General features: G+C 58.8%; 17 protein-coding genes, 1 tRNA gene and 5 pseudogenes. 8 read left to right on the top strand and 15 right to left on the bottom strand.

Going from position 1 to position 22,887, the window contains the following annotated elements:
• Window positions 1-624: 624 nt before the first annotated feature.
• The 4 genes from mgtA to Q8X51_RS16280 all read left to right on the top strand — a co-directional run bounded on the left by mgtA (window position 625) and on the right by Q8X51_RS16280 (window position 5,215).
• On the top strand, window positions 625-3,339 hold the full coding sequence (gene mgtA, locus Q8X51_RS16295) for a magnesium-translocating P-type ATPase (RefSeq protein ID WP_407694413.1): 2,715 nt from the start codon (window positions 625-627) through the stop codon (window positions 3,337-3,339).
• 65 nt (window positions 3,340-3,404) lie between these two features.
• Window positions 3,405-3,752, top strand: a complete 348-nt coding sequence (locus Q8X51_RS16290; RefSeq protein ID WP_407694414.1) for a DUF2493 domain-containing protein — start codon at window positions 3,405-3,407, stop codon at window positions 3,750-3,752.
• A 19-nt stretch (window positions 3,753-3,771) separates the two neighbouring features.
• Window positions 3,772-4,593 (top strand): hypothetical protein, encoded by an 822-nt coding sequence (locus tag Q8X51_RS16285; RefSeq protein WP_137212291.1) that lies wholly within the window; start codon window positions 3,772-3,774, stop codon window positions 4,591-4,593.
• Between the two features lie 94 nt (window positions 4,594-4,687).
• Window positions 4,688-5,215: a DinB family protein gene (locus Q8X51_RS16280; protein ID WP_065927466.1), complete on the top strand. Its 528-nt coding sequence runs from the start codon at window positions 4,688-4,690 to the stop codon at window positions 5,213-5,215.
• A gap of 2 nt (window positions 5,216-5,217) precedes the next feature.
• Here the strand turns inward: Q8X51_RS16280 and Q8X51_RS16275 are convergent, their stop codons facing one another.
• Complete coding sequence (locus Q8X51_RS16275; protein ID WP_065927465.1) at window positions 5,218-5,676, bottom strand: GFA family protein; 459 nt, start codon at window positions 5,674-5,676, stop codon at window positions 5,218-5,220.
• A gap of 196 nt (window positions 5,677-5,872) precedes the next feature.
• On the opposite strand from Q8X51_RS16275, the gene Q8X51_RS16270 reads away from it, so the two are divergent.
• Window positions 5,873-6,154, top strand: a complete 282-nt coding sequence (locus Q8X51_RS16270; RefSeq protein WP_146476314.1) for a hypothetical protein — start codon at window positions 5,873-5,875, stop codon at window positions 6,152-6,154.
• Between the two features lie 40 nt (window positions 6,155-6,194).
• Here Q8X51_RS16270 and Q8X51_RS16265 read toward each other — a convergent pair whose 3' ends face one another.
• Together Q8X51_RS16265 and Q8X51_RS16260 are read right to left on the bottom strand one after the other, a co-directional pair.
• Complete coding sequence (locus tag Q8X51_RS16265; RefSeq protein WP_027606617.1) at window positions 6,195-6,386, bottom strand: hypothetical protein; 192 nt, start codon at window positions 6,384-6,386, stop codon at window positions 6,195-6,197.
• A 95-nt stretch (window positions 6,387-6,481) separates the two neighbouring features.
• On the bottom strand, window positions 6,482-6,919 hold the full coding sequence (locus Q8X51_RS16260) for a hypothetical protein (protein ID WP_235865590.1): 438 nt from the start codon (window positions 6,917-6,919) through the stop codon (window positions 6,482-6,484).
• 251 nt (window positions 6,920-7,170) lie between these two features.
• Here Q8X51_RS16260 and Q8X51_RS16255 point away from each other — a divergent pair.
• Window positions 7,171-7,257: transfer RNA gene (locus tag Q8X51_RS16255), tRNA-Leu, on the top strand.
• Window positions 7,258-7,555: 298 nt separating this feature from the next.
• Here the strand turns inward: Q8X51_RS16255 and Q8X51_RS16250 are convergent.
• The 7 genes and pseudogenes from Q8X51_RS16250 to Q8X51_RS16220 form a co-directional block, all read right to left on the bottom strand.
• A pseudogene (locus Q8X51_RS16250) lies at window positions 7,556-7,654 on the bottom strand (IS5/IS1182 family transposase); the annotation flags it as partial.
• Between the two features lie 582 nt (window positions 7,655-8,236).
• Window positions 8,237-9,262 (bottom strand): carbon-nitrogen hydrolase family protein, encoded by a 1,026-nt coding sequence (locus Q8X51_RS16245; protein WP_330216433.1) that lies wholly within the window; start codon window positions 9,260-9,262, stop codon window positions 8,237-8,239.
• 19 nt (window positions 9,263-9,281) lie between these two features.
• Complete coding sequence (locus tag Q8X51_RS16240; RefSeq protein ID WP_407694415.1) at window positions 9,282-11,198, bottom strand: solute symporter family protein; 1,917 nt, start codon at window positions 11,196-11,198, stop codon at window positions 9,282-9,284.
• Window positions 11,176-11,511, bottom strand: a complete 336-nt coding sequence (locus Q8X51_RS16235) for a DUF485 domain-containing protein (RefSeq protein ID WP_281112954.1) — start codon at window positions 11,509-11,511, stop codon at window positions 11,176-11,178. The genes Q8X51_RS16240 and Q8X51_RS16235 overlap by 23 nt, the downstream gene beginning before the upstream one ends.
• Before the next feature lie 178 nt (window positions 11,512-11,689).
• Window positions 11,690-12,589, bottom strand: a complete 900-nt coding sequence (locus Q8X51_RS16230; RefSeq protein ID WP_407694416.1) for a LysR family transcriptional regulator — start codon at window positions 12,587-12,589, stop codon at window positions 11,690-11,692.
• A 144-nt stretch (window positions 12,590-12,733) separates the two neighbouring features.
• Window positions 12,734-13,394 (bottom strand): annotated as a pseudogene (locus Q8X51_RS16225) (IS5 family transposase); the annotation flags it as partial.
• Window positions 13,395-13,656: 262 nt separating this feature from the next.
• Entirely contained in the window at window positions 13,657-14,403 is a 747-nt protein-coding gene (locus tag Q8X51_RS16220) for a sulfite exporter TauE/SafE family protein (protein WP_065927463.1), read from the bottom strand.
• Between the two features lie 957 nt (window positions 14,404-15,360).
• On the opposite strand from Q8X51_RS16220, the gene Q8X51_RS16215 reads away from it, so the two are divergent.
• Window positions 15,361-15,909, top strand: coding sequence for a thioesterase family protein (locus Q8X51_RS16215; RefSeq protein ID WP_065946955.1), 549 nt, complete (start codon window positions 15,361-15,363; stop codon window positions 15,907-15,909).
• Window positions 15,910-16,007: 98 nt separating this feature from the next.
• On the opposite strand, the gene Q8X51_RS16210 is transcribed toward Q8X51_RS16215, so the two are convergent.
• Window positions 16,008-16,355, bottom strand: coding sequence for a hypothetical protein (locus Q8X51_RS16210; protein ID WP_137212286.1), 348 nt, complete (start codon window positions 16,353-16,355; stop codon window positions 16,008-16,010).
• 320 nt (window positions 16,356-16,675) lie between these two features.
• Between Q8X51_RS16210 and Q8X51_RS16205 the strand changes: the two genes are divergently transcribed.
• Entirely contained in the window at window positions 16,676-17,509 is an 834-nt protein-coding gene (locus Q8X51_RS16205) for a glycosyltransferase family 2 protein (RefSeq protein ID WP_065927461.1), read from the top strand.
• 119 nt (window positions 17,510-17,628) lie between these two features.
• Here Q8X51_RS16205 and Q8X51_RS16200 read toward each other — a convergent pair.
• The 4 genes and pseudogenes from Q8X51_RS16200 to Q8X51_RS16185 all read right to left on the bottom strand — a co-directional run.
• Window positions 17,629-17,973 (bottom strand): annotated as a pseudogene (locus Q8X51_RS16200) (ATP-binding protein); the annotation flags it as partial.
• A 519-nt stretch (window positions 17,974-18,492) separates the two neighbouring features.
• Window positions 18,493-18,828, bottom strand: a pseudogene (locus Q8X51_RS16195) (response regulator transcription factor); the annotation flags it as partial.
• A gap of 213 nt (window positions 18,829-19,041) precedes the next feature.
• A pseudogene (locus Q8X51_RS16190) lies at window positions 19,042-20,091 on the bottom strand (sensor histidine kinase); the annotation flags it as partial.
• Between the two features lie 1,287 nt (window positions 20,092-21,378).
• Complete coding sequence (locus Q8X51_RS16185) at window positions 21,379-22,479, bottom strand: ABC transporter substrate-binding protein (protein WP_141691311.1); 1,101 nt, start codon at window positions 22,477-22,479, stop codon at window positions 21,379-21,381.
• Window positions 22,480-22,887 lie beyond the last annotated feature (408 nt).

Here is a 22,887-nt window from a genome sequence, read left to right as displayed (position 1 = left end):
AGATTGCCCCTGCCCGCAACTGGGGCCTTTTTTAACCCTCACAAAAGAAGCCAATGGACACAGTATCCAGTCGCTGTCCGAGCACCGCCCTGGCGGGCGTCGGGCGCCCAATCCAGAACATGACAGGACTCGCCTCCCCGGTCCGGTAAGCTGCGCTGGAGCTTGATGCTCCGCCGTAACTGCCTCGCCGGTCGCCCGTCCGGTCCCGAGGTGTGTTATGACCTTCCCAACCCTTGCTTTGCCCGATGTACCCACACTGGCCGCAGCCTTGCGAGCCAAGCGTTGCCATGCCCGCGTGTTTTTTCTGCCACGACGCACGCCCTGCGTTGCCCCCTCCCCCAAAGACCCGCAGAGACCGCCGCTTTTCAGCCTGGGATAGTGCTGAGCGCCCGCGCCGTTCAATCCCGCTGAAACAATAACTTCCTGATTAAGTCCCTGGAGTTCTTTATGAAACTTTCCAGTTGTAGTTCGCTGCGCGCCTTATAACTAACGCGCCTGTAGAAGTTATCCAAGCACCTTATTTAAACCGATCGCGAAGTCAGCGACTCGGCATGCTTTCGCTCGCCTGTATTCAGGTAAGTACCAGGTATGTTTTGTCGAGAATTGGCGACAGGAGCACAGACAATGAGCGCCGTAAAAAACACGCCACTGCAGAAGAAAACCGGCACCGCCAGCGACACCAAACTGTCGATGCGTGCCGCCCGCGAAGCCCACAACGGCCTGTCGGCCACCCTGGCCAACGTACGCGCCACCCAGGATGGCCTGACCGAACTGGACGCCACTGCCCGACTGCAACGGGAAGGCCACAACGAAGTGGCCCATGACAAACCGCCTCACGCCATCGTGCAATTCCTGCAGGCCCTGAACAACCCGTTCATCTACGTGTTGCTGACCCTGGGCGGCATCAGCTTTTTCACCGACTGCTGGCTGCCGATGCAGGACGGTGAAGAAGCCGATCCCACCAAGGTCGTCATCATCATGACCATGGTCCTGCTCAGCAGCCTGCTGCGCTTCTGGCAGGAGCACCGTTCGACCAAGTCCGCCGAAGCCTTGAAAGCCATGGTCCGCACCACTGCCACGGTGCTGCGCCGTGAGCAAGTGGGCAGCCAGCCCACCCTGCGCGAAGTGCCGATGCGCGAGTTGGTGGCCGGCGATATCGTGCAGTTGTCGGCCGGTGACATGATCCCTGCCGACATCCGCCTGATCGAGTCCCGGGACCTGTTTATCAGCCAGGCGGTGCTCACCGGCGAAGCCTTGCCGGTGGAGAAGTACGACACCCTCGGCGACGTCACGCAAAAATCCGCCGGGCCGGTCGCCGCCGACCAGGGCAACCTGCTGGACCTGCCGAACATCTGCTTCATGGGCACCAATGTGGTCAGCGGCCGCGCCAAAGCCGTGGTGGTGGCGACCGGGCCGCGCACCTACTTTGGCTCCCTGGCCAAGGCGATTGTCGGCTCCCGGGTACAGACCGCATTCGATCGCGGGGTGAACAGCGTCAGCTGGCTGCTGATCCGCTTCATGCTGGTGATGGTACCGATCGTGTTCTTCCTCAACGGCTTCTCCAAGGGTGACTGGGGCGATGCGTTCCTGTTCGCCCTGGCGGTTGCCGTGGGCCTGACCCCGGAAATGCTGCCGATGATCGTCAGCGCCAACCTGGCCAAGGGCGCCACGGCGATGGCCAAGCGCAAAGTAGTGGTCAAGCGCCTCAACGCGATCCAGAACTTCGGCTCGATGGACGTGCTGTGCACCGACAAGACCGGCACCCTGACCCAGGACAAGATCATCCTCGAGCATCACGTCAACGCCTTCGGCCAGCGCGATGATGCGGTGCTGTCCCTGGCCTGGCTCAACAGCTACCACCAGAGCGGCATGAAAAACCTGATGGACCAGGCCGTGGTGCAGTTCTCGGAGCAGAACCCGAGGTTCCAGCTGCCGTTTGCCTACAGCAAGGTCGATGAATTGCCGTTCGACTTTGTGCGCCGTCGCCTCTCCATCGTGGTCAAGGACGCTGTCCACGACCATCTGCTGGTGTGCAAAGGCGCCGTCGAGGAGATGCTGGACATTGCCACCCACGTGATGGAGGCCGGCAGTGCAGTGCCTCTGGATGAGCACCGCCGCGAGGAGTTGCTGGCGATCGCCAATGACTACAACGAAGACGGCTTCCGCGTGCTGGTGGTGGCCACGCGCAACATTCCAAAGGCCCTGGCCCGCCAGCAGTACACCACCGCCGATGAGCGCAACCTGGTGATCCAGGGCTTCCTGACCTTCCTCGATCCGCCCAAGGAAACCGCCGGCCCGGCGATTGCAGCCCTGCAGCAGATCGGCGTGACGGTCAAAGTCCTCACCGGCGACAACGCCGTGGTCACCAGCAAGATCTGCCGCCAGGTCGGCCTCGAACCAGGCCGGCCGCTGTTGGGGGTGGAGATCGAGCTTATGGACGACGCCACCCTGGCGCGCCATGTGGAGGAGCGCACGGTATTTGCCAAGCTCACGCCGCTGCAGAAATCCCGGGTGCTCAAGGCCCTGCAAGCCAACGGCCACACCGTCGGCTTCCTCGGCGACGGCATCAACGACGCACCGGCATTGCGGGATGCCGACGTGGGTATCTCGGTGGACAGCGGCACGGACATCGCCAAGGAATCGGCCGACATCATCCTGCTCGAAAAGAGCCTGATGGTGCTGGAAGAAGGCGTGCTCAAAGGCCGCGAAACCTTCGGCAATATCATGAAGTACCTGAACATGACCGCCAGTTCCAACTTCGGCAACGTGTTTTCGGTGCTGGTGGCCAGTGCATTCATCCCGTTCCTGCCGATGCTGTCGATTCACCTGCTGCTGCAGAACCTGATGTACGACATCTCCCAGCTGGCCCTGCCGTGGGACAAGATGGACAAGGAGTACCTGGCCAAACCGCGCAAGTGGGACGCCAGGAACATCGGTCGCTTCATGATCTGGATCGGGCCGACCTCGTCGATCTTCGACATCACCACCTTTGCCCTGATGTGGTACGTGTTCGCCGCCAACAGCGTGGAAATGCAGACCCTGTTCCAGTCCGGCTGGTTTATCGAGGGCCTGCTCTCGCAAACCCTGGTGGTGCACATGCTGCGCACCCGCAAGATTCCGTTCTTCCAGAGCACGGCGGCATGGCCGGTGCTGATGATGACCGGCGTGGTGATTGCGCTGGGCATCTACGTACCGTTCTCGCCCCTGGGCACCCTGGTGGGCCTGCAACCGCTACCGCTGGCGTACTTCCCGTGGCTGGTCGGCACGCTGCTCAGCTATTGCTGCGTGGCCCAACTGATGAAAACCCTCTACATCCGCCGCTTCAAGCAGTGGTACTGAGTTCCCCCGCCGTTTAAACGGTGGCGGTCGCCCGGCCGCCACCGTGCATTACAAGGAATAGGATCATGCGCGTCTTGATCTGTGCCGGTCGTCATTACGCCGACTGCAAAAAGTCCCGCCAAGTGCTGGACGCTTACCACCGCCTGCGCCCCGTGCAGGTGCTGATTCACGGCGGCAACCAGTTCCTCGGCAGCGCCATCGAGGACTGGGCGCGGGAACTCGGCATCGACGTGGTGCGCTACCCGCCCAACTGGCAACGCCACGGCAAGCAGGCGGAGCGCCAGCGCAACCATTTCATGCTGACCGACAGCCGCGCGGACGTGGTCATCGCGCTGCCAGGTGGTGACGACACGTTGGAGCTGGTCTGCCAGGCCAAGGCCAGCGGCATTTCGGTGCTGACCGTAGAGAACTGACATTCAAGCGAGGTGCATCATGCACAACAAACACACCCCGAAGCGCCCGGACGGGTTTGCCAAATACCGTGCGCGGCACTATCGCGGCGCACGCCAGACCCTGCTGCTGTTGCCGCCGGCAAAACAGCGGGCGCTGCGGCGCAACCTGCTGTTTATCGGTATCACCCTGGGTTCGATCCTGTTAATTGCCCTGGTGTCCAAGGCCCATGCCGCCGGTGGCGCCTATGTGGTCGATGACGGCGCAATCAACGCACCGGGTGCCTGCAATCTCGACGCCTGGTACAGCGCCGACCGGCACGCCGGCAACACGCACACGGCAACGCTGTCTCCCGCGTGCACGTTCAGCGTACTGCCTTCGGTGCAGTGGGGCGCGGCGCTGTCACGGGCCGACAGCGCAGGCCGGGGCGAGACCCAGGTGAGTCCGCAACTCAAGGCGCAGGTGCTGTCACGGCAAGACCTGGGGCTGGAAATGGCGATCTCCGCCGGGGCGCATCTTGCCCTTGATCGACGACACGGGTTCGACGGCGCCGACTTCACCCTCCCCTTGACCTGGCAACCGCTGGCGCCCCTGCGCTTGAACCTGAATGCCGGCTGGGCCCATGCCTACAACGACGGCGAGCAAACCCAGCGCCTGAGCTGGGGCACCGGCGTCGAGTATCAACTGATGGATGCCCTCACGTTGATCGCTGAACGTTACGGCCAGGAAGGCGGTGACCAGGCCTGGCAAGCAGGGCCGCGCCTGCACTTCGGGGAGTTTGTCGACGTCGACCTGGTGCTCGGGCGCTACCTGGGCGGTGAACGCAATCAATGGCTGACCACCGGTGCGACGCTCAGGTTTTAGGCCTGGCCTGCTGCTCCCGGTGCAGTTGCCGTGGCGGGTCGTCCAGGTAATTACCTTATGATGGCGGCACCATTGCCAACGAGGGGTAAAGCACGTGGACCGTATCGAACAAATGACGCTGCTGGCGACCTACAACCAGTGGATGAACCGCAAGGTCTATGACGCGGCTGCCAGGCTTACGGACGATGAGTTGCGCGTGGACCGCCAAGCGTTTTTCGGCTCGGTCTTCGGCACGCTCAACCATCTCACGTTGGGCGACACCGTCTGGCTCAAACGCTTTGCCCTGCACCCCGCCGGCTACGCGACGCTGGCGCCGCTGAACAGCATCGCCGCGCCGTCGGACCTCAAGCAACTGGCGTTCGCCGACCTGGGTGAACTCGCCGCCCGGCGGCGTTGGCTGGACCAATTGATCATCGATTGGGTGCACACCCTGCGCGAACCCGACCTCGACCATCGCCTGCACTACCACAACATGCGCGGCGCGGCGGCCAGCAAGACGTTCGGCGCCCTGCTGGTGCATTTTTTCAATCACCAGACCCACCATCGAGGCCAGGTCACCACGCTGCTGACCCAGGCCGGGCAGGACGTGGGCGATACGGACCTGCTCGCCTTGATTGACTGAACTCAGCGAGCGCTGAATTCGGCATAGGCCTGCAGCAACCGTGCAAAGTCCTCGGGTTGCGGCAACTGCTCGAAGCTTTCGACTGCCGGCGTGGTAGCCCAGGCCAGTTTTTCGCGGGTCCAGGTTTCCATAAAGGGCACGTACTCCGCAGCATTATCCAACAGCGTCGCACGCACGTTGACGAACTCATCGATGCCATGGGGGCGGGTAAACAGCCAGCTCATGCAGTGCGGGCAGCAATAGTGACGATCGACCCCGTGCAGGCCGCCGACCACCGGGCAGCCCTGGGTCACCGTGAACGCGCTGGCGGGAATCAGTGCACTGAGGGAGAACGCACTGGCGGTCATCTTCTGGCAGCCGGTGCAGTGGCACGCCATGGTAATCACCGGCGCCTGGCTCACGCTGAAGCGCACCCGGTTACAACGGCAACTGCCTTCCAGGGGCAGGGTCTCGACGCTCATCACACACTCCTTTTCATGATCAGTGGCATGGCAGGGTAGCGCCGAGGCGGGGGTGTTGAACAGGTCCAGGGGCAAAACCGAACGCTGCTGCGCCCATGGGGTCGTAACCTCAGGTGCCGGGATTTCTTACCCCCGCCCTCCCCGCGTGCATTGTGGGTTTACCGATGTGCGTACCCTATAAGAAGGAGACGCTTACATGGTCATTCACTTCAAGGTTGCCGGGCATCTGGCCTGCGGCCATCACGGCAATAACCTGCCCTCCAGCACCGAGCTGAATCGGGTCAAGTGCCGCACCTGCCGCAACACCGATGCCTACAAGGAAGCGCGCCGCAACCAGCGCAACGCCGCACGCCGTGCTTCGCGCCAGGCCAAGACCCACACCAGCACCGACTGGCGCAGTGCCTGGACGCAGCGCCTGACCGATCTGCCAGGGCGACAGCGCCTGCCCCGCGGCTTCGGCGCACAGCCTTTCGTATAAGCAGAAACGCAGAAGCCCCGGACAAACCGGGGCTTCGTTTTCAATCATCATTGGACACCGGCCTGTTGCGTGCCTGGTAACCCGGCAACGTGGCGGCATACGCCAGTGCCTGTTCACGGGAATTGAAGGACGCCAGCCGATCCTGGGGCGTACACACCCGCCATGGCCCGAAATTGACCTGCACGATGTCGTACCCATTCAGATGCAGCTTCTTCAGCAGTGGAGCGCTCATAGTCACCTCGCTTTCCTGAGATTTCCCAGCGTTGCACGCCCTACCTTACACCCGCATCCAGGCTCATGACCGACCGCATGTCGCATGCGGCCAGGCTACTTGACCTTGCTGCTCAAGGTATCCACGCTGCGCTTGAGATCATCCAGGCTGCGCTTCAAACCTTCGATATCGCTTTTCTGCCGTTCGATCGTGCTGTTCTGATCCTCGACCGTGCGCTTGAGGCTCGCCAACTGGCTGTCACTGGAACTGGCGCTCGAACCGTCCCTGCGCTTGAACTCATCGAACGCGCGGTCCTGCCCCTCCAGCTTGCCTTTCAGGCCTTGCACCTCACTCTCGGTACGTTTCTGCGCAGCCTGCAGCTGTTCAATATCCCCCACCGAAATGCTCGACGCCTTCAACACATACTGATTGCCCGCCTCCAGCGAAGTCCCCGTCAACCGATCACCGCCTGACGCGCTGAAATCCCCCCACTTCACCGCACTCCCAGCCTGTGCCGTACCGGCCAACAGTCCCACGACACCTGCAATAACCATCCAATAGCGCCTGCGAACACTGAGCATCAACCGATTCCTTTCCAGACTGCCGAGATGGCATATTGCTATGACTGTCATTTATACCGCTTGTTCCCGTACTGTAGGAATCCTCCGGTTCGCCTGTTAAAGCCGATGTAGATCACTGATCTGCCAAGCTTTTTCAGGCGCCGTCCATTCAAGAAAGCGGCAGACCGACCTTGCGTCGAAGCGCCTGGATCTATATATTCCCAACCCTGTAACAACGCGCTACCGCCCGAATGGCGAAACTGGTAGACGCATGGGACTTAAAATCCCCCGCTCGTAAGGGCGTCCCGGTTCGATTCCGGGTTCGGGCACCATCATTACGTTCCACGACCTCCCAAGAAGTCGCTGAAACCCACATAGAACCTGCCTTGTGCAGGTTTTTTGTTGCCAACATTTGTCCCTCACACTCACTTCACCCCAACATTTTTCTAGTACATCCTGAGTTCGATTTTGGGTGATGTACTAGGGTTTGTCTGAAAAGTCAGCCCGCAAGCATCTCTCGATGCAGGCAAGTGTGGCCATGGCTTTAAAGCTGCTGACCAGTTTGTCGTAACGCGTACAGATCCGACGTTTTTCTTTGGGCCATCTGAACAGCCGCTCAATAATGTTCTCGCCGGGCGAGAGGATGATGGCCAACGGGAAGCCATGGGTGTCGCAGGCGAGGTGTATTTTGGTGGTCAGTCCACTGGGTGATCGCGATGACTCTCCCCCTACCGTCCAGTGAATCCATCCATAGGCCGATACGCTCGCACAGCGCCTGGACCGATTCACCCCCGTGAGGCGCCGAACTTGGATCGGTCATCCAAAGGTGTACGAACTCAGGCTCCGATTGAATCAAGTCGTCAATCCTTTTGCCCATCCACCGGCATTATCCCAGTCTCTCAAGTGGACATCGACCGCCGATCTTGCTGACAGCATCGCCGCGGTCTGCGCGGTTCGACGCTCCGATACATGGAGATAGCTGGTGGTACGGCCTACGGTTTGGTAAAGCGTAATCTGTTTAGACTGCCCATCCATTTCGAGGGGCTCGTCACTAGAAAAGCTGCACGAGCATGAGCCAACAAGGTGAGTCGCAGGGCCACGATGTTGCTCCGGCAATGGATTTTAACGCTCGAATACTGGATACCTTGAGGCACCAATCAGGAGGGCTATCCCCATACCCTGCGGTTTCAGCTGGCTGAAGGATAAGCCATTCCTACCGCCTTCTCGATAGTGGCGAATAGGCAGTGCATACTGTCTGCCCCACAACTGCCACACCGGCCTTCAGCAGAAGCTCATTGCGTTTTCCAGCAATCAGTCCAGCTCAGGCAACGCCTGTAATTCCCGGTTGCGGTTAGAGTCCACAGGGTCGTTGAAGGTGGCAGGGGTAATCCGGCGCCGGTCTATCGTCAAGTCAAATACGTCGAAGCGATTGTAATAACCGGCGATGTCATGAAACTGCTTGGGCTCCACGCATTCGTTCAAATCGAAAGTGGCGTAAGCCAGGCCTTCCTCGTTCTGCAACAGGTCGCCAATGGAGGCCCCCGCCGGGTCGAGAAATTGCGTAGCGGCACGTGGACTGTTGCGCAGCACTTCGATGGCTTGCTCATCACCGCTGGCAGAGAGCATGTCGAGCATCGAGTCATCCATGAAGCCTGCATTCAAGATGCCGAATACCTTGGCTTCAAAGCACTGCGCCCCTGCGCGAATTCTGTTGGCCGCGAGGTTGTCGAAATTCTGGCCGCCGGGTTTGCGCGTCGGCCAGATCGCCGGCCAAGCGGAGATGTGGATCTGCTCGCCTTGCGCCGCCAAGCTGTACTTGGCCAGGGGGTTGGTGTTTTCGCCACAGATCAGGGTGCCTATTTTGCCGATGCGGGTATCGGACACACGCAGGCCGTGACCATCGCCGGGCGCCCACACCATCTTTTCATAGAAGGTAGGCACCAGTTTGCGATGGTGGTTGAGCACGGTACCTTGTTCGCTGATCAGTACGTTCGAGTTCCAGATGCAGCCGACACTGGCCGGCGTCGCTTCACTGAACCCCAAGGAAACGAGGATGCCATGGCGCCGTGCGGCGGAGCGGATTGCGGTGATCTCCGGGCCGTCAATCATCACGCTGTTCTCGACCATCAGCTTGAACCAATCATGGTTATAGATGGGCGCCCACAGCGCCGCCCAGACCGGAAAACCTGGGATGAAGGACTCGGGAAACACCACCAGTTCGGCGCCATTGGCGGCCGCTTCGGCAATGAAGGAACAGGCCTTGTCTACGCAGGCGGCCTTGTTCATATACACGGACGCGGCGTGGGTGGCGGCGACTTTTACAGTAGGCAGGGACATGATGGAAACCTTGATAAATTTAGTGTTGAGCCGCTTGTGCGACGCCCAGGCCGGTCTCGCGGCGCACGGAAAACTCCACCCAGCGTGACTGCGACAGCTGGCTGGGGAACAGCAGCGAAAACAGAATGACCAGGGCAAAGCCGAGCGGGATAGAGATCAACCCCGGGTTGCGCAGCTGCACCCATGGCTCACGTAGGCCGATGAGGCTGGTGGCGGAGTCCGGGATCAGGCTGGCGGTTGCCTGTTGCTTGGTCACATCGCTGAGTAATTGCTCGCGCTCCGTGGCGGTGGCAACCAATGCGCCCTTGTCGATCAATTCGATTTTGGCTTGGGATTTAGCGGCTGCGGCCAGTGCCACCTGTTTTTGCTGCAGCGGGTAGCTCATATTCGGCGACACCAGCACCAGGCCAATGGACAGCACCGTGCCGCCCAGCAAGCCCGCGACCACGCCAGCGGTGCTGCAGCGACGCCAGTACAGGGTCAGCAGCAGTGCTGGAAGGTTGGCCGACGCGGCGACCGCATAGCCCAGCCCGACCAGTTGCGCGACGTTCTGGCCCTTGGCCGAAATGCCCACGCAGATGGCGATGACGGCGATCGCCAATGTCGCCAGGCGGGCTGCGGTGGCCTGCTCGCCCTCGGTGGCCTTGCCCTGGCGCACAGCGCCTACATACACGTCATGGGCGAGTGTGGAGGCTGCTGCCAGCGTCAGACCGGCGACCACTGCGACGATGGTTGCGAAGGACACGGCTGCGACGAACGCGAGCATCAGGTTGCCGAGCAGGCTATCGGCGCCACCGCCCAAGAACTGGGCCAGCATCGGGGCGGCGAGGTTGCCACCCTTGTCCATGGCGGTAATCTCGAAGGGCCCCAGATGGAGCGCGGCGGAGAAACCGATGACGATGATGAACAGATGGCACAGGCCGATCAGCAGCATGGCGGTCAGCGCCGAAGTACGGGCACTTTGTGCGTCGCGCACGGTAAAGAAGCGCATCAGGATATGGGGCATGGCCGCCGTGCCGAGCACCAGCGCCAGGCTCAGGGAGATCTGTTCCAGCGGATTCTTCAGGTACAGCCCAGGCTCCATGAAGCGTTGCCCGGCTTGTTCCGCCGAGAGTTGGGACACGCCGTTGAGCAAGGTGCCGAGCACGTGTTTCTGCACGGCCGAGCTGCCTGCCAGGTCGCTGAAAAAGGCACTGATGTTGAAGCCATAAGGGGCCCAGCTCAGTACCACCAACAGGAAGCAGAAGGCAATCAGCAAGGTGGCCTTGAGGATCTGCACTGAGGTGGTGGCACGCATGCCTCCAAACAGCACGTAGACCAGCATCAGCACGCCCACCGACACCACTGATATTTCGAATGGGATACCGATAAGTGCAGCGATGATCACGGCGCCGCCAACGATCTGCGGCACCATATAAAAGAGCGCGACCAATACACTGGAAATCGCTACGGCGAACTTCGAGGCGCGGAAGTTATTACGAAACGCCAACACATCGCCCAAGGTATATTTACCCAAGTTGCGGCAAGGCTCGGCGATCAGTAGTAGCACCGGTATGAAAGATACAAAGAAGCCGATGACGTAGGTTATACCGTCCAACCCATAGATGGCGATAAGGCCGGAGACCCCTAGAAATGCGGCTGCTGACAGGTAATCACCGGCAATGGCGAGGCCGTTGATCCGGCCGGACAATGCACCGCCCGCGGTATAGAAATCCTTCACCGAACTGTTCTTGCGCGCGGCCCAGAAGGTAATCCCAAGGGTGATCAAGAACAGCACGGCAAACACGCCGAAGGTCAGTGGCCGGTTGGCTTCGGAGACCAGCGTGGCGGCGTTGCCTTGGCTCGCCGTGAGCAAGGCGGCCAGCCCCATGCAGGCTTTGAATGCTGTCGAGCCGCGCAGGGTGGCCAAGCGGTTAGTGCGGTTGGTTCGGGTCATGATTGACGCTCACGGAAGCTTCGGAAACCAGGGCGACGGACATCGCGTCGATGTTCTTCAAGCGGCAGGCATAAAAAATGGCAATCGCAGCACCGAAGAAATATTGCCCGACCAGATACACCAGGCCAACATTGATGGCGCCATAAATCTTATAAGAAAGAAATTCGGGGAAGTATGCAGAGAACAATGGAATGGCGAAGTACACCGCCATGCTGATCAGCATCAACGCGGAGACCAGCCGGCGCCGTCGTTTAACCAGTATTGCAAAGTTTGGGTGCTCGAATATGGCACTCCAGATGGAGTCTTGTTTCATTGAGTGCGCCTCGGTCGGGTAGGTGGCGAACTCAGTTTAAAGTACGGGCCCAGACTGCCAAGCCGTAATGCAACAACGTCTATTGCAAAGCTGCATCGCCGAAACGGTGCTTGAAATGAAGAAGTGCTGCGATATGGTGCAAAAGTGCGCAATTATCAATTTTGGATGTCGCGTGGTACTAGTTGATGGTGAATAGCTCGTCGTTACGAAACAGCCGCGACAGGTGCTCCAGCATGGTCTTGATTCGCGGCACATAACGCAGGTCCTGATGGACGCTCAGCCATAGATCACGGGTGACCTTGGGCCCATTCAGCAGGATTTTCCGCAGACCAAAGCGTTCGGCATGGGCAAAGGAGGGCAGCATTACCAGCCCTGCGCCGGCGCTGGCGGCAAACATCTGCGCGAGCATGCTGTTGGAATGGAATACCAGTTTAGGCGTTGAAATCAGTTCATCGAGCCATTTGACCGCCTCGATCTGCACCAACTCTTCGATGTAGCCGACGAACAAGTGGTTCTCCAATGTCTGCAGCGAAGGGGTGCCGTGAGATAGCAAGTAGTCGTCGCTACCGTACAGGTTCAATTCGAACTGCCCGACTCGTTCGGTGTGAAAGCCCTGGCCCGAGGGCTCGAAGAAGCCCAGGAAGATATCTGCCTCGCGCCGGGTCACCTGCAATTGGTGGGTCGAAGTGACCAACTCCAGGGTGACGTTGGGGTGCAGCAATTGCAGCTTTGGCACCTGCTGGGTCAGGTAGAGCGAGGCCAGGCCTTCCATGGTACCGACCCGGACCCTGCCGGAAACCGTGTTGGTGCCCGAGGACAACTGCTCAAGCAGCCCGGAAAAACCGTTGCCCATCACTTCCACCTGCGCCAGCAAGCGAGCGCCTTGGTCATTCAACTGCAAGCCGGAACTGCTGCGCTCGAATACGCTAAAGCCAAGGGCGTATTCCAGCTGGTTGATCCGGCGGCTTACCGTCGACTGGTCGATCTTCAGCTGTTTTCCCGCTCGGGAGAGGTTCTGGCACCTGGCGACGTGCATGAAGATCCGCAGATCATCCCAACTCAGATTGTCCGGCTTCATGGCGTGCTCGTTGGCTGATGGAAGGGCTCATTCTAAGCGGTAACGTAGCCAGCCTTAGCCATCCGCACACGTACGGCGCTGCCGATTTGAAAGATTACTCTGCAGTTTTCGGAAATGAATATGGCACAAATGAGTGCAGGCGACCTAGGGCTTGTATGAAAAGTCAGCCCGCAAACATCTCTCGATGCAGGCCAGTGTGACCATGGCTTTAAAGCTGCTGGCAAGTTTGTCGTAACGCGTACAGAGCCGACGTTTTTCCTTGAGCCAGCTGAACAACCGCTCAATGACGTGGCGTTTTTTGTACTGAGGCCCGTCAAACAACCGCAGCAGGCCGGGTCGAGGCTTGCGATGCATCTTGCGCAGAGGAATCACCGGCTGCATGCCGTAGCGGTCGCAGTACTGACGTAGAACCTGGCTGTCATAACCCTTGTCAGCAAGCACATAACGGCAACGCTTGCGCGGGCGACCCTTGCTGCCAGGAAGGCTGATCTGATCCAGCAACGGCATGAAGTAGCGCGAGTCAGCTTGCTCGCCGGGCGAGAGCATGATGGCCAGCGGGACGCTATGGCTGTCGCAGGCAAGGTGTATTTTGGTGGTCAGTCCGCCCCGGCTTCGGCGGAGACAGTGGTGTTGCGGTTCCTGCAGGCCCCTTTTTTGCAGCACCGCTGGCAGCTCGGGTTGCTCGGATTGACGTGGAATCGACCATCCAGGTATCCAGATCGATGACACCGTCTTCCCTCAATCGAAGATGAAGGTGACGCAGAACCTGCTCGAACGTGCCGTTGTCACGCCATTGTCTGAAACGTCCAACGCTCAGATGAAATTTCATAACGGCCTGTCATGACGACGCTCCTGGCAACCAGAGGGCATCGTTTTAGCCAAAGCGACTTTTCAGACAAACCCTAGATGGCACTCCCTGATACCGCCGCCAGGCAAGCAAAACCCAAAGCTTGCGCCTACACCCTGTGAGATCGAATACATAAAAGACAGGACATGACCATTTGTGGATGAAGGCTTGGCAAACAGGTGAGACCATTTACGTATTTGCGAGTACCCATCCAATCTGGTCACCAGAACAGCATCCTCAATGCCAACGCGACCACGACTAGATTGAAAACTGCCTCCATCCACTGGTCGCCCTTCTTCAAGGCAAACTTCGCGCCGGCATTTGCACCCAATAGCGTGCCAATAATCAAACAACATCCGTACTGCCAGTCAATGATGCCGCTGACGCCGAAAATCAGTAATGATCCCGCGGAGAGAACCAGCCCACCGACTTTGCGGGTCCCCACCGATTCGCTGATGGTTTTTCTGAAAAAGATAATGAACAAATACGTCGAGAGTTTGGCTTGCCCACCAAATAGCCCGCCGATCATTCCTACGGGTATAAAGAGGATATAACCAAACAGACGTCTGATCGCTGAGGGAGGTGTTTCGCCGCTACTAGGTTTTTTTATAAAGGACAGTGCGACGAGCAGCAATGTCAGCCCGCCAATTACCTTGTGCAGCAGCGCGGGATCTATTTGAAGAAGCAGGCTCGCGCCTGCCAGAGCCCCAACCAACCCCAGTACCGCAGCTGGAAAGGCCAGCGCATAATCGACCTTTCCCTGGTTATGGAAGTGCCGCAGGCCGGCAAACATGGTGCCTACCGAGGCCAGGCGCGCAGTGGCGATCGACGACTGAGGTGCAATCCCCAGCCAGATCATCACCGGAACGGTCAAAAAAACACTCCCACCGGTGTTGGTCCCGACGAATCCCGTTATTATTCCGAGGAAAATCAGACCGACGCCTGTCAACCACTCATGACCCATCATGTTGAGGTGCTCGCATAAGATTCATGGCACGGCTTACTCGCTCAAGTAAACCGGGTCTATCCAGTGATAGCAGTTTCTATTTCGGGAGCTGGCGGTCACATGAAGCTTTGCGGTATGTACGAAGCTGTACTCGCCGATAATCGGGCGGCGTAGCGAACTTTCAGGCCCAGTGATTTTGCATACAGCACACGTCGTTTAATGAGATCTTGTATCTGTGCTTTTGATTTTCTAATTCGATATTTCTGTGACGTTTCATTGATACCAGCAAATATGCCTATCCAGTGTGCTCCTGTCGCCGCAACCGCATCAATATCATCTTGATACGCGCAGGCATAGGATGACTTCCTGTTGGTGAGCGTTGATACTGGAAATCAAATGAAATGTACTTGAAGGGTTGCAGCAATATCAAGCATCGCAAATCAGAGTTCCTCAGCCACCCATATGAATAAAACTTCATGACATCGCATATTGACTTTCTTAAATTACTGACTGCCTGTTCTCGCCAATTGAATCAAAAGAAATTTTATTTATGACACTTTTTCGCACAAGGCAGAGTACTTCCTGACATCTCAACCCTTTTATAACTTCCAACAGCTTTGCACTCGGCAAGCTATATATATTTAATCTAACAGAGGACCTGAGATAGATGGCACTGATTAAAAGCCGTCCAGTTGCAGCTTTTCGGGTGTTTGCTTGCTGGAGGGGGTCGGGGGAGGACGTCCCCCCCAGCGACTCGCCGTGCACCTTGGGCAATCGCAGAGAACTGGCGGACAAAGGTCGCGAAAACCACAGGCCGCAGATAGCGCGATAGAGGCCGGCGAAACCCGCTCGAAAGACTTAAACCATAGAATGAGTGATCGGAATGTACTTTTGCGCAGAATTAAGTCATTTAGGGACCTACCTGGCTCAGCCCTCAGCACTTTAAAGTACGCCAATCATTCAACTATCGGCGTCTGTATGAATCTCTGGTTTCGACTTCTCCTCATGCTGCTTCGTCGACCTTGGCGCAAACCGGCAAAAGCGCTGGATTCGACCGTTATCCGAATGCGCGTCTGGCCATTGGACCTCGACTTCAATCGACATGTCACCAACGGCCGATATTTCACCCTGGCCGATGTCGGACGCATGGATTTCGTTTTGCGCAGTGGCGCCTATCGAGTAGCTATTAGAGCAAAGGCGCTGCCCATCGTCGGAGATACTTGGGGTAAATTTCGTCGCGAGCTTAGACTGTTTGAAGCGTTTGAAATCCACACAAGGATGCTTGGCTGGGACGACAAGTGGAGCTTCATGGAGCATCGATTTGTGAGTAAAGGCAGAGTGATCGGCGTTGTCGTAATGCGAGGTCTATTCCGTTCAGCGAAAGGTATTGTTCCGCCAAGCGAGTTTGTTCGAGAACTGGGACTGCCCGAACGGTCGCCAGAGATGCCGGAATGGCTGACCTCGTGGTCGCAGAGCTGCGATGCCATGAGTCGGCAACTCAGGGATGAAGAAAGCACCAATGATTGACTTGACGTGCAGTCAGCCCATGACCAGTGCGCTATTGGGACCGTTGATTGCTCCGCCGTTGGCGTGTGCGGCGTAACTTCGCCAGCCCGTGTAATTCGTCAATAACGGGCTGTATGTGCTTTTCTCCGAGCAGGTGCTGGTATACCTCGAAGTGGCCCTATCGCCAAGCGCACTTGCTTCTTTATTTCCTCTATGGCCAGGCACGCCTCATGCACGAAGCGTTCGTCGAATACGCCATGCAACTCAAGCTCCATCCCACTTTTGTCATGGTGTATTTGCACATGGCAGTATCGACCACCATATTGGCCGCTGCTGCAAAATAACACCAGATTAAAACCATGACCGAGGAGCTTACGTAATTGATCCTGAAGACTGTCTTGGTGCAAGCCAGATATTTCCAGCTGCCGAGACGCACACGGGCCATTGGCGAATTGTTTACTCAACATAACCTTCTCCACTTTTATCGGTTACGCAGTGCCAGCACTACTGCGCACTATCACGAACAAGCTTACGACGTAGCCAGCCTGAAAAATGTCAGAAGTCGGTAAGGTAATGGTAAATACCACGAGCACTCCGAGTTACTTCCCACTCTGTTATTTACCCACCTTAACCATAAATTAACGCTACCAAACAGAGCAACCTATTAAGCTTGGCTGATGCGCCTCTCCTGCCCCCGGCCACTCATGAGGTGATGGCGCACCATCAAGCCTGCCGGCCCAGTCGAAAACGACGCACGACCGATATATCATTCTGGAGTGTTTGACTAATGCCTGACGACAACGCTCATTCGGCAAAACATGCCTCGTACAGTATCGCCCTGGTTAATTATAAAACGCTGCACATGACACGCCTTTGCTTAGGATTGCTACGCGACTACGCTATATACCATCAAGTTCCGGTCTGGGTAGTGGATAACGGTTCCGCCGATGAAAGCACCCACTACCTGCGGACACTTGACTGGATCAACTTGGTAGAGCGGATTCCCCACCCTCGAGAGGCCGGATACATCGCGCATGGTAAAGCCCTTGATCTGATTTTGGGATACGTTGAAACTCCGTACTTATTCCTGCTTCATACGGACACATTTGTATTTGATACCGATGTGTTCAGCATGATGATGAGCCAAAGTACTGCAACGCCGCGTACAGTGGCAGTCGGTTGTACAGAACAGATCAATCGCGGTTTTTTAAGAACTGCCTGGCGGTTCGGTACTCGACTGATGAAGTACCACTACCGAACGCTCATGCGTTACGTGGGGCTACCCTCTAAAAACCCCAAGCCTTTCAGAGAAACCCACTTGAAAAGTTTTTGCACCTTATGGAACTGCGATGTAATTAAACAACATAACTTGCGCTTCATGATGGATAACCGGGTACCGGGATACGCTCTACAAGACAAGATGGTCAAGCTGGGTTATGCGATCAGCTTTCTGTCAGCACGAAGATTGTTCAGTTATCTGGACCATATTCAAGCCGGCACTGTCGCCGCTAACGGCGGCTATGACACGGACCATCGTCGAAGAAAAACGTATCACGATACCCTGCTGCGCTTTCAAAAAGAGGCGTCAAATGACGCGAAAACGACCAGCACGGAAAAATGACGGTTGCTGATAAGACCGGCCCCCGAGATTCGAACTGAGTGGGAGTGCACAGCTGGCTTGAAAATCGAACCTGATAGGGCTTTATCCACGGCCCAGCCCATAGGGCGCTTGTTCGATACTCATCGCTTACTCTGCTGCGCATCAAGAGGGATCTCGAGGATGAAGGTTGCGCCCTGCCCTTCCCCGTCGCTGTGCACGGTCAAGCTGCCACCCATTTCCTGTGCAGCGAGCGCGCAGCTGTGCAGGCCGAAACCGTGACCGTCTTTGCGAGTCGTGAAGCCATGGGAAAAGATACGCGTCAGGTGCTCTGGCGTAATCCCGTTGCCATTGTCGGCCACCGTGATACGCAAGACTGCTCCGTCACCGATAAGGGAGGCGCTGAACGTGATGCACGGGCTGCGATCGACCACGCCGTCCAACGCCTGCCTGGCGTTTTTGATCAGGTTTACCAGAATCAGCAGCACCCGGTGCCGGTCCAGCGACAGCAGTGGCAAGTCGGCAATGTCCTTGACCACCGTCACCTCCTGATTCATCCGTGAGCCGGCACTCATGCGCCAGGCATCATCGATTAATTCCGAGACCGGTATTGTCTCGATGACACTGACGGCAACGGCATAGGACTGCTGGGCAGCGACAATGGTCTTGATGTGGTCAATGCCTTTGGTGAGTTGCTCGAGCTCTTCGATGATGCCCTGCTGCTCTGCCGCCACCGCCTGCGCCAGCTTGAGCAGGTAGTCGGGCAGCATCTTTCCCCTCTGGTCCTGGGTGAGAAAATCGCTCAGCTCATGGATGTGTTCGTTCATCATCTGCGCCACCTTGCCCAGGCCCTGGGCCTTGGAGGTGCGCATCTGGCTGCTGACCAACTCGGCCGAAACGTTCACGCTGTTGAGGACGTTGCCGACATTGTGCAGCACCGTCGTGGCGATCTCGGCCATGCCCGCCTGACGGGATTTCGCATTCAGTTCGGATTGCACCTGGCTCATGCGTAGCGCCGCGCGTACGCGAGCCTTGAGCTCCAATGGCGAGAAAGGTTTGGCGATATAGTCATCGGCGCCACTCTCCAGCCCGGAGATGCAAGCCTCGCTGCCGCCGCGGGCGGTCAACAGGATGACGGGCAGATGGGCAAAACCGGCGCTCGCCTTGATTCTGGCGGTCAGGCCAAAGCCGTCAAGCTCCGGCATCATCACATCCGAGAGAACGACATTGATCGGTTGACGCTGCAGCATGGCCCAGGCCTGCTCTCCATCAGCGGCGGTGACGACGCTGTAGTCGTCGCGCAAAAGCTCGCTGAGGTAGCCAAGCATTTCCGGGCTGTCATCGACCACCAGGACCCTGGACTGCGAGGTGCGTTCCGGGTGCTGCTCGTTGTCTGCATCGCCCATGGACGCCTGGTCGTTGCTACTGCCACGGCGGCCGTCGTCGAACAGCAAGTGGCGCTGCTCGGTTGTGATCATTGCGGTGGATGACGATCCCTCATGCAGATGACCGGCTTCGGTCGGCACCGTGTTTTGCTCGGTTCCTCGAGGAAATCGAACAAGGAAGCACGACCCCTTTCCAGGCTCACTGTTGACGCTGACTTCGCCCCCCATCAGTTCGACCAGATCCTTGACCAGGGCCAGGCCGATGCCTGTACCGCTGTAATGCCGCGTGGCGGAATTGTCGATCTGGGAAAAACGCTGGAACAGCAGGGGTAATTTGTCAGGCGCGATGCCAATGCCCGAGTCTTGCACCGCGAGCTCAAATCGGTCGTCATCAAGCGCAGTGACTGCCAGATGCACCGTACCGCCAGCAGAGGTGAACTTGATGGCATTACTCACCAGGTTGAGCAGAATCTTCTCAAAGTGTCGGGGGTCCAGGAACACGGTGCCGAGGGCAGGATCGATGCTGCAGGTCAACGTGCAGCCTTTGCCCTTGGCCACCATGGCGGCGTCCTCGGCCAGCACACCCACCGCCTTGTTCAAATCAACGGGCGCCGGACACAGCTCAAACTTGCCTGCTTCGGCCTTGGAGAAGTCAAGGATATCGTTCACGCGGTTCATCAGGCGCAGTGCGTTTCGTTGTGCGCGCTCGATTTGCACGCGCCAGTCCGCCGGCGGCGTGATCGCCACCGAGAGCTGCTCCAACGGGGCGAGAATAAGGGTCAAAGGGGTGCGCAGTTCGTGGCTGACCGTGGCGACGAAATCACTCTTTGCCTGGTTGGCCGTCTCGGCCTGGTTGCGCGCCTGAATAAGTGCAACCGCCTGCGCCTCCAGCACCTCGGTCTGTCGGTGCAGCGTGTCGGTCCGCTCGGCGACCATTCTCTCCAGAGAGGCCTGCACCTGCTGTCTTTCGGCTTCGGCCTCGGCCTCCAGCACCCGGATGCGCAAGGCATTCTCCTGGAACACCCGGACGGCGCGAGTCATGATCCCAATCTCATCGCCGCGTCCAGCACTGGCGATTTCGGCGGTCAAGTCACCGGCAGCCAGCCGGCGCATGACCGAAGCCAGGGCGACGATGGGCTGCGCGACAAACCGCGAGGTGCTCCAGGCGATGGCTCCGGCCAGCAGGATGGCGACGGCGCCAGCGACTATTGTCGCCAGCATGCCGCGATCCTTGTGGACCAAGGCGTCTGAACGCGCTTCGCCTGCGAAGCGCGCAACCAACAGGCCAGCGCTGCGTGCCTCGATACGAACCTGGTCGCGCGCGTCGCCCAAGGCGTTGCTCGCCTGATGGAACCCGGCAAATGCCGCCCGGTAGCCAGCAATCTGATCGCTGACCGTCAGGGGCGTAGCGCTGGCCTGCTGCCCCACAGACGAAGGCAGAACCCGGGCGAGACGGGAGAGTTCATCGAGGATGACGCCTACAGAACTGGCGACCTCGGCCGACGGCGCCAGGCGAAACGACAAGGTCTGCGCCTCCAGGGTGGCAACACGTTCGGCGAAACGCTTGGACAACGCGGCGGCGTTTTGCAGCAAACCGATGGCGGCCTGAATGTCACTGGCGTCATGGGCAATGTGCTCGTCCACTTCAGCCAACATGACTTCAAGGCGCTCTGCCACGCCTCCAACAGCCCCCAGATGCCGCAAAGCCTCGCCGCCCCGGAGCCTGGGAGACTCGCCAAGCTGCTCGAGCGCCAGGCTGGCTGCTGCCACCGCCGTCGCCAACTGTTCCAGGGTCTCCACCTGTTGCGGCGCCCCCATTAACTCACGCAATTGCTCGACCACAGGCGGCAGCGCCGCACAGGCGTTGCGCGCCGCAGTGGCGGCCGCATCATCACCGGTCACCAGCACCTGGGCCACATTGGCGGTAATGATACGTTCGCCGTTGCGCAGGATATCCAGGATGCGATGGGCGCTCTGGGCGTTGCTCACTCGCGCCTGGTGGTCGGCGGCGCGGGAGTCCAGGCCCTTCAGCCCAGCGGCGATGCCCTGCTCAACGAGGGCCGTCGCCTCTCGCATCCGAGCGTAATGGGCGGTCATATTCTCGGTTTCGCCATCCATGGTCAGCGTCGCCACCCGCAAGGACGCGATCGCGGCAGCGAGCCTATCCAGGCTGCCCTTGAGCGATTGCGCCTCTGCCGCCGGGATGGCGTTAAGGCCGTTGATAGCCGTCGCGACCAAGCCTTCGGCCTGGGACACGCTGTCCTGGTCGCGGGTGGCAATGAAGTTTTCCACCCGCCCGGTAGCCCCGTTGACCGAGGCCAGAATTTCCGCGGAATGGCTGGCGGAATCCACCGCACGAACCATGCCTCGCAGGCCGTAGAGGTTCACGAGCGATACCGCCAGCATCAGCAACACCAGTGCGGCAACCGCCAGGCCGATCCTGACGGCAATAGGCCTGGCCGTGGCTGATTTGAATGTCAACATGGGGCCTCGCCTCCTAGCCCGCCGCTACTGTTTCGTCACCTCCGGCAAAGGCGCCGGCGGCGCCGTATGGTTGATGGCCGCATCGATCATCGCCGCAACGGAAGCCTGGCCGTAGAACGGATTGGCGGCACCGCCCACCGGCATAGTGGCAAGCCAGGCGTCCAGGTCTTTGGCATCAATACGTACCAGCGGCACTTCGACGAACTTCGGCACCTGCTTGCCCGCCAGTATCTGCTGGGCCACCCAGAACCCCATCTGGGAGACGCTCGGGGAGGCAGAGACAGAGACGGTCTCGTAGCCATTGGCATCGCGTTCCTGTTTCCACAGGGCAAGTTCGTCCTGACGGTTCCCCATCACGATGATCGGTAAAGGGCGACCCGCCGCCTTGAACGCCATGGCCGCACCATATCCGTCGCCACCCTGGGTAGCCACGGCATCAATGGTGGGCAGCGACGGCAGCGCCAGCGTGACTTCCCTGCGGGCGACAGAAGCCGTCCAGTTCCCGTATACGGTCTTGACGAATTTCAGGCCCGGATAGTCGCTGGCGGCCTTGCGAATGCCATCGCTGATGTTTTTATCCGTGGCATCGCCAGCGATGCCGCGGATCTCCAGTAATGTCCCGTTGCCCTTCAGGCGCTCGGCGATGTAGTCCATTTCCACACGGCCCATGGCGGACCAGTTGTAATCCACGGTATAGACACAGGGCTCGGTGACCAGGCTGGCCATGACGACCACCACGATGCCGGCGTTGCAGGCATCGCGGATCACCCCGTTGAGGGCCGTGTCGGAGGCAGCGAGGATCACGATGGCATCGACGCCCTTGACGATCATGTCCTGGATATGAGCCGCCTGTTCCGAAGCCGAGTTATTGGCGCTGACGACGGGAGCCTCACGGATCAAGCCCTCCTTTTGCGCCTGGAGCGCAATTTCCTGCCAGTTGCGCACCATCACCTTGCGAAAATCGCTACCTGCGTAGGAATTGCTGAAGGCAATGCTGTAGCTCGCGGTAGGGCCGCTGGCGATGCCGTCGGCGGCAGCCTGGGCCGGATTGGCGGCAACTATCGCCAGCCCCGCCACGCAGCCGGCGAAGCGCCCCAAGGTCTTGTGGATCGACTGGGTGTTCATGCTGTTCTCCATCGTGCTTGGCATTTACCAACAGTCATCCACCCGTACCGGCTTACAGCCTGGATCGACGGCGTGTTCTGGTTGGAGCCGTTGGCCCCTACATTGGAGATTTTCGAGCAGGTGAGGTTTGAGGCAGGCATTGAACGTTTCCCTGTATGCCGCGTGCGGGTTGTTGCGTGAGCCGTTGAAAACGCCTGAAGCCCGCCCACCGGCTGTCTTGCCGATACAAGGCTGCTGGCCAACGTCAATGATTTTGCCAGGGTCGGTGCCCTTGGCGGCCGAACATTGAAACCCGTAGATGGCTCGCATTGGCAATGAGCATAGTATCAAAGTGCCCGCTTTGCTCGCGGTCTGTGAACGGATGCGGCGTTCCGAGCCATAGTTTTGTGTTTGACTGCCGCCCCACTC

The organism is Pseudomonas sp. Yb2C2 (assembly GCF_052112325.1).
Classification (GTDB): domain Bacteria; phylum Pseudomonadota; class Gammaproteobacteria; order Pseudomonadales; family Pseudomonadaceae; genus Aquipseudomonas; species Aquipseudomonas marginalis.
This window is presented reverse-complemented; position numbering and strand designations above follow the sequence as displayed.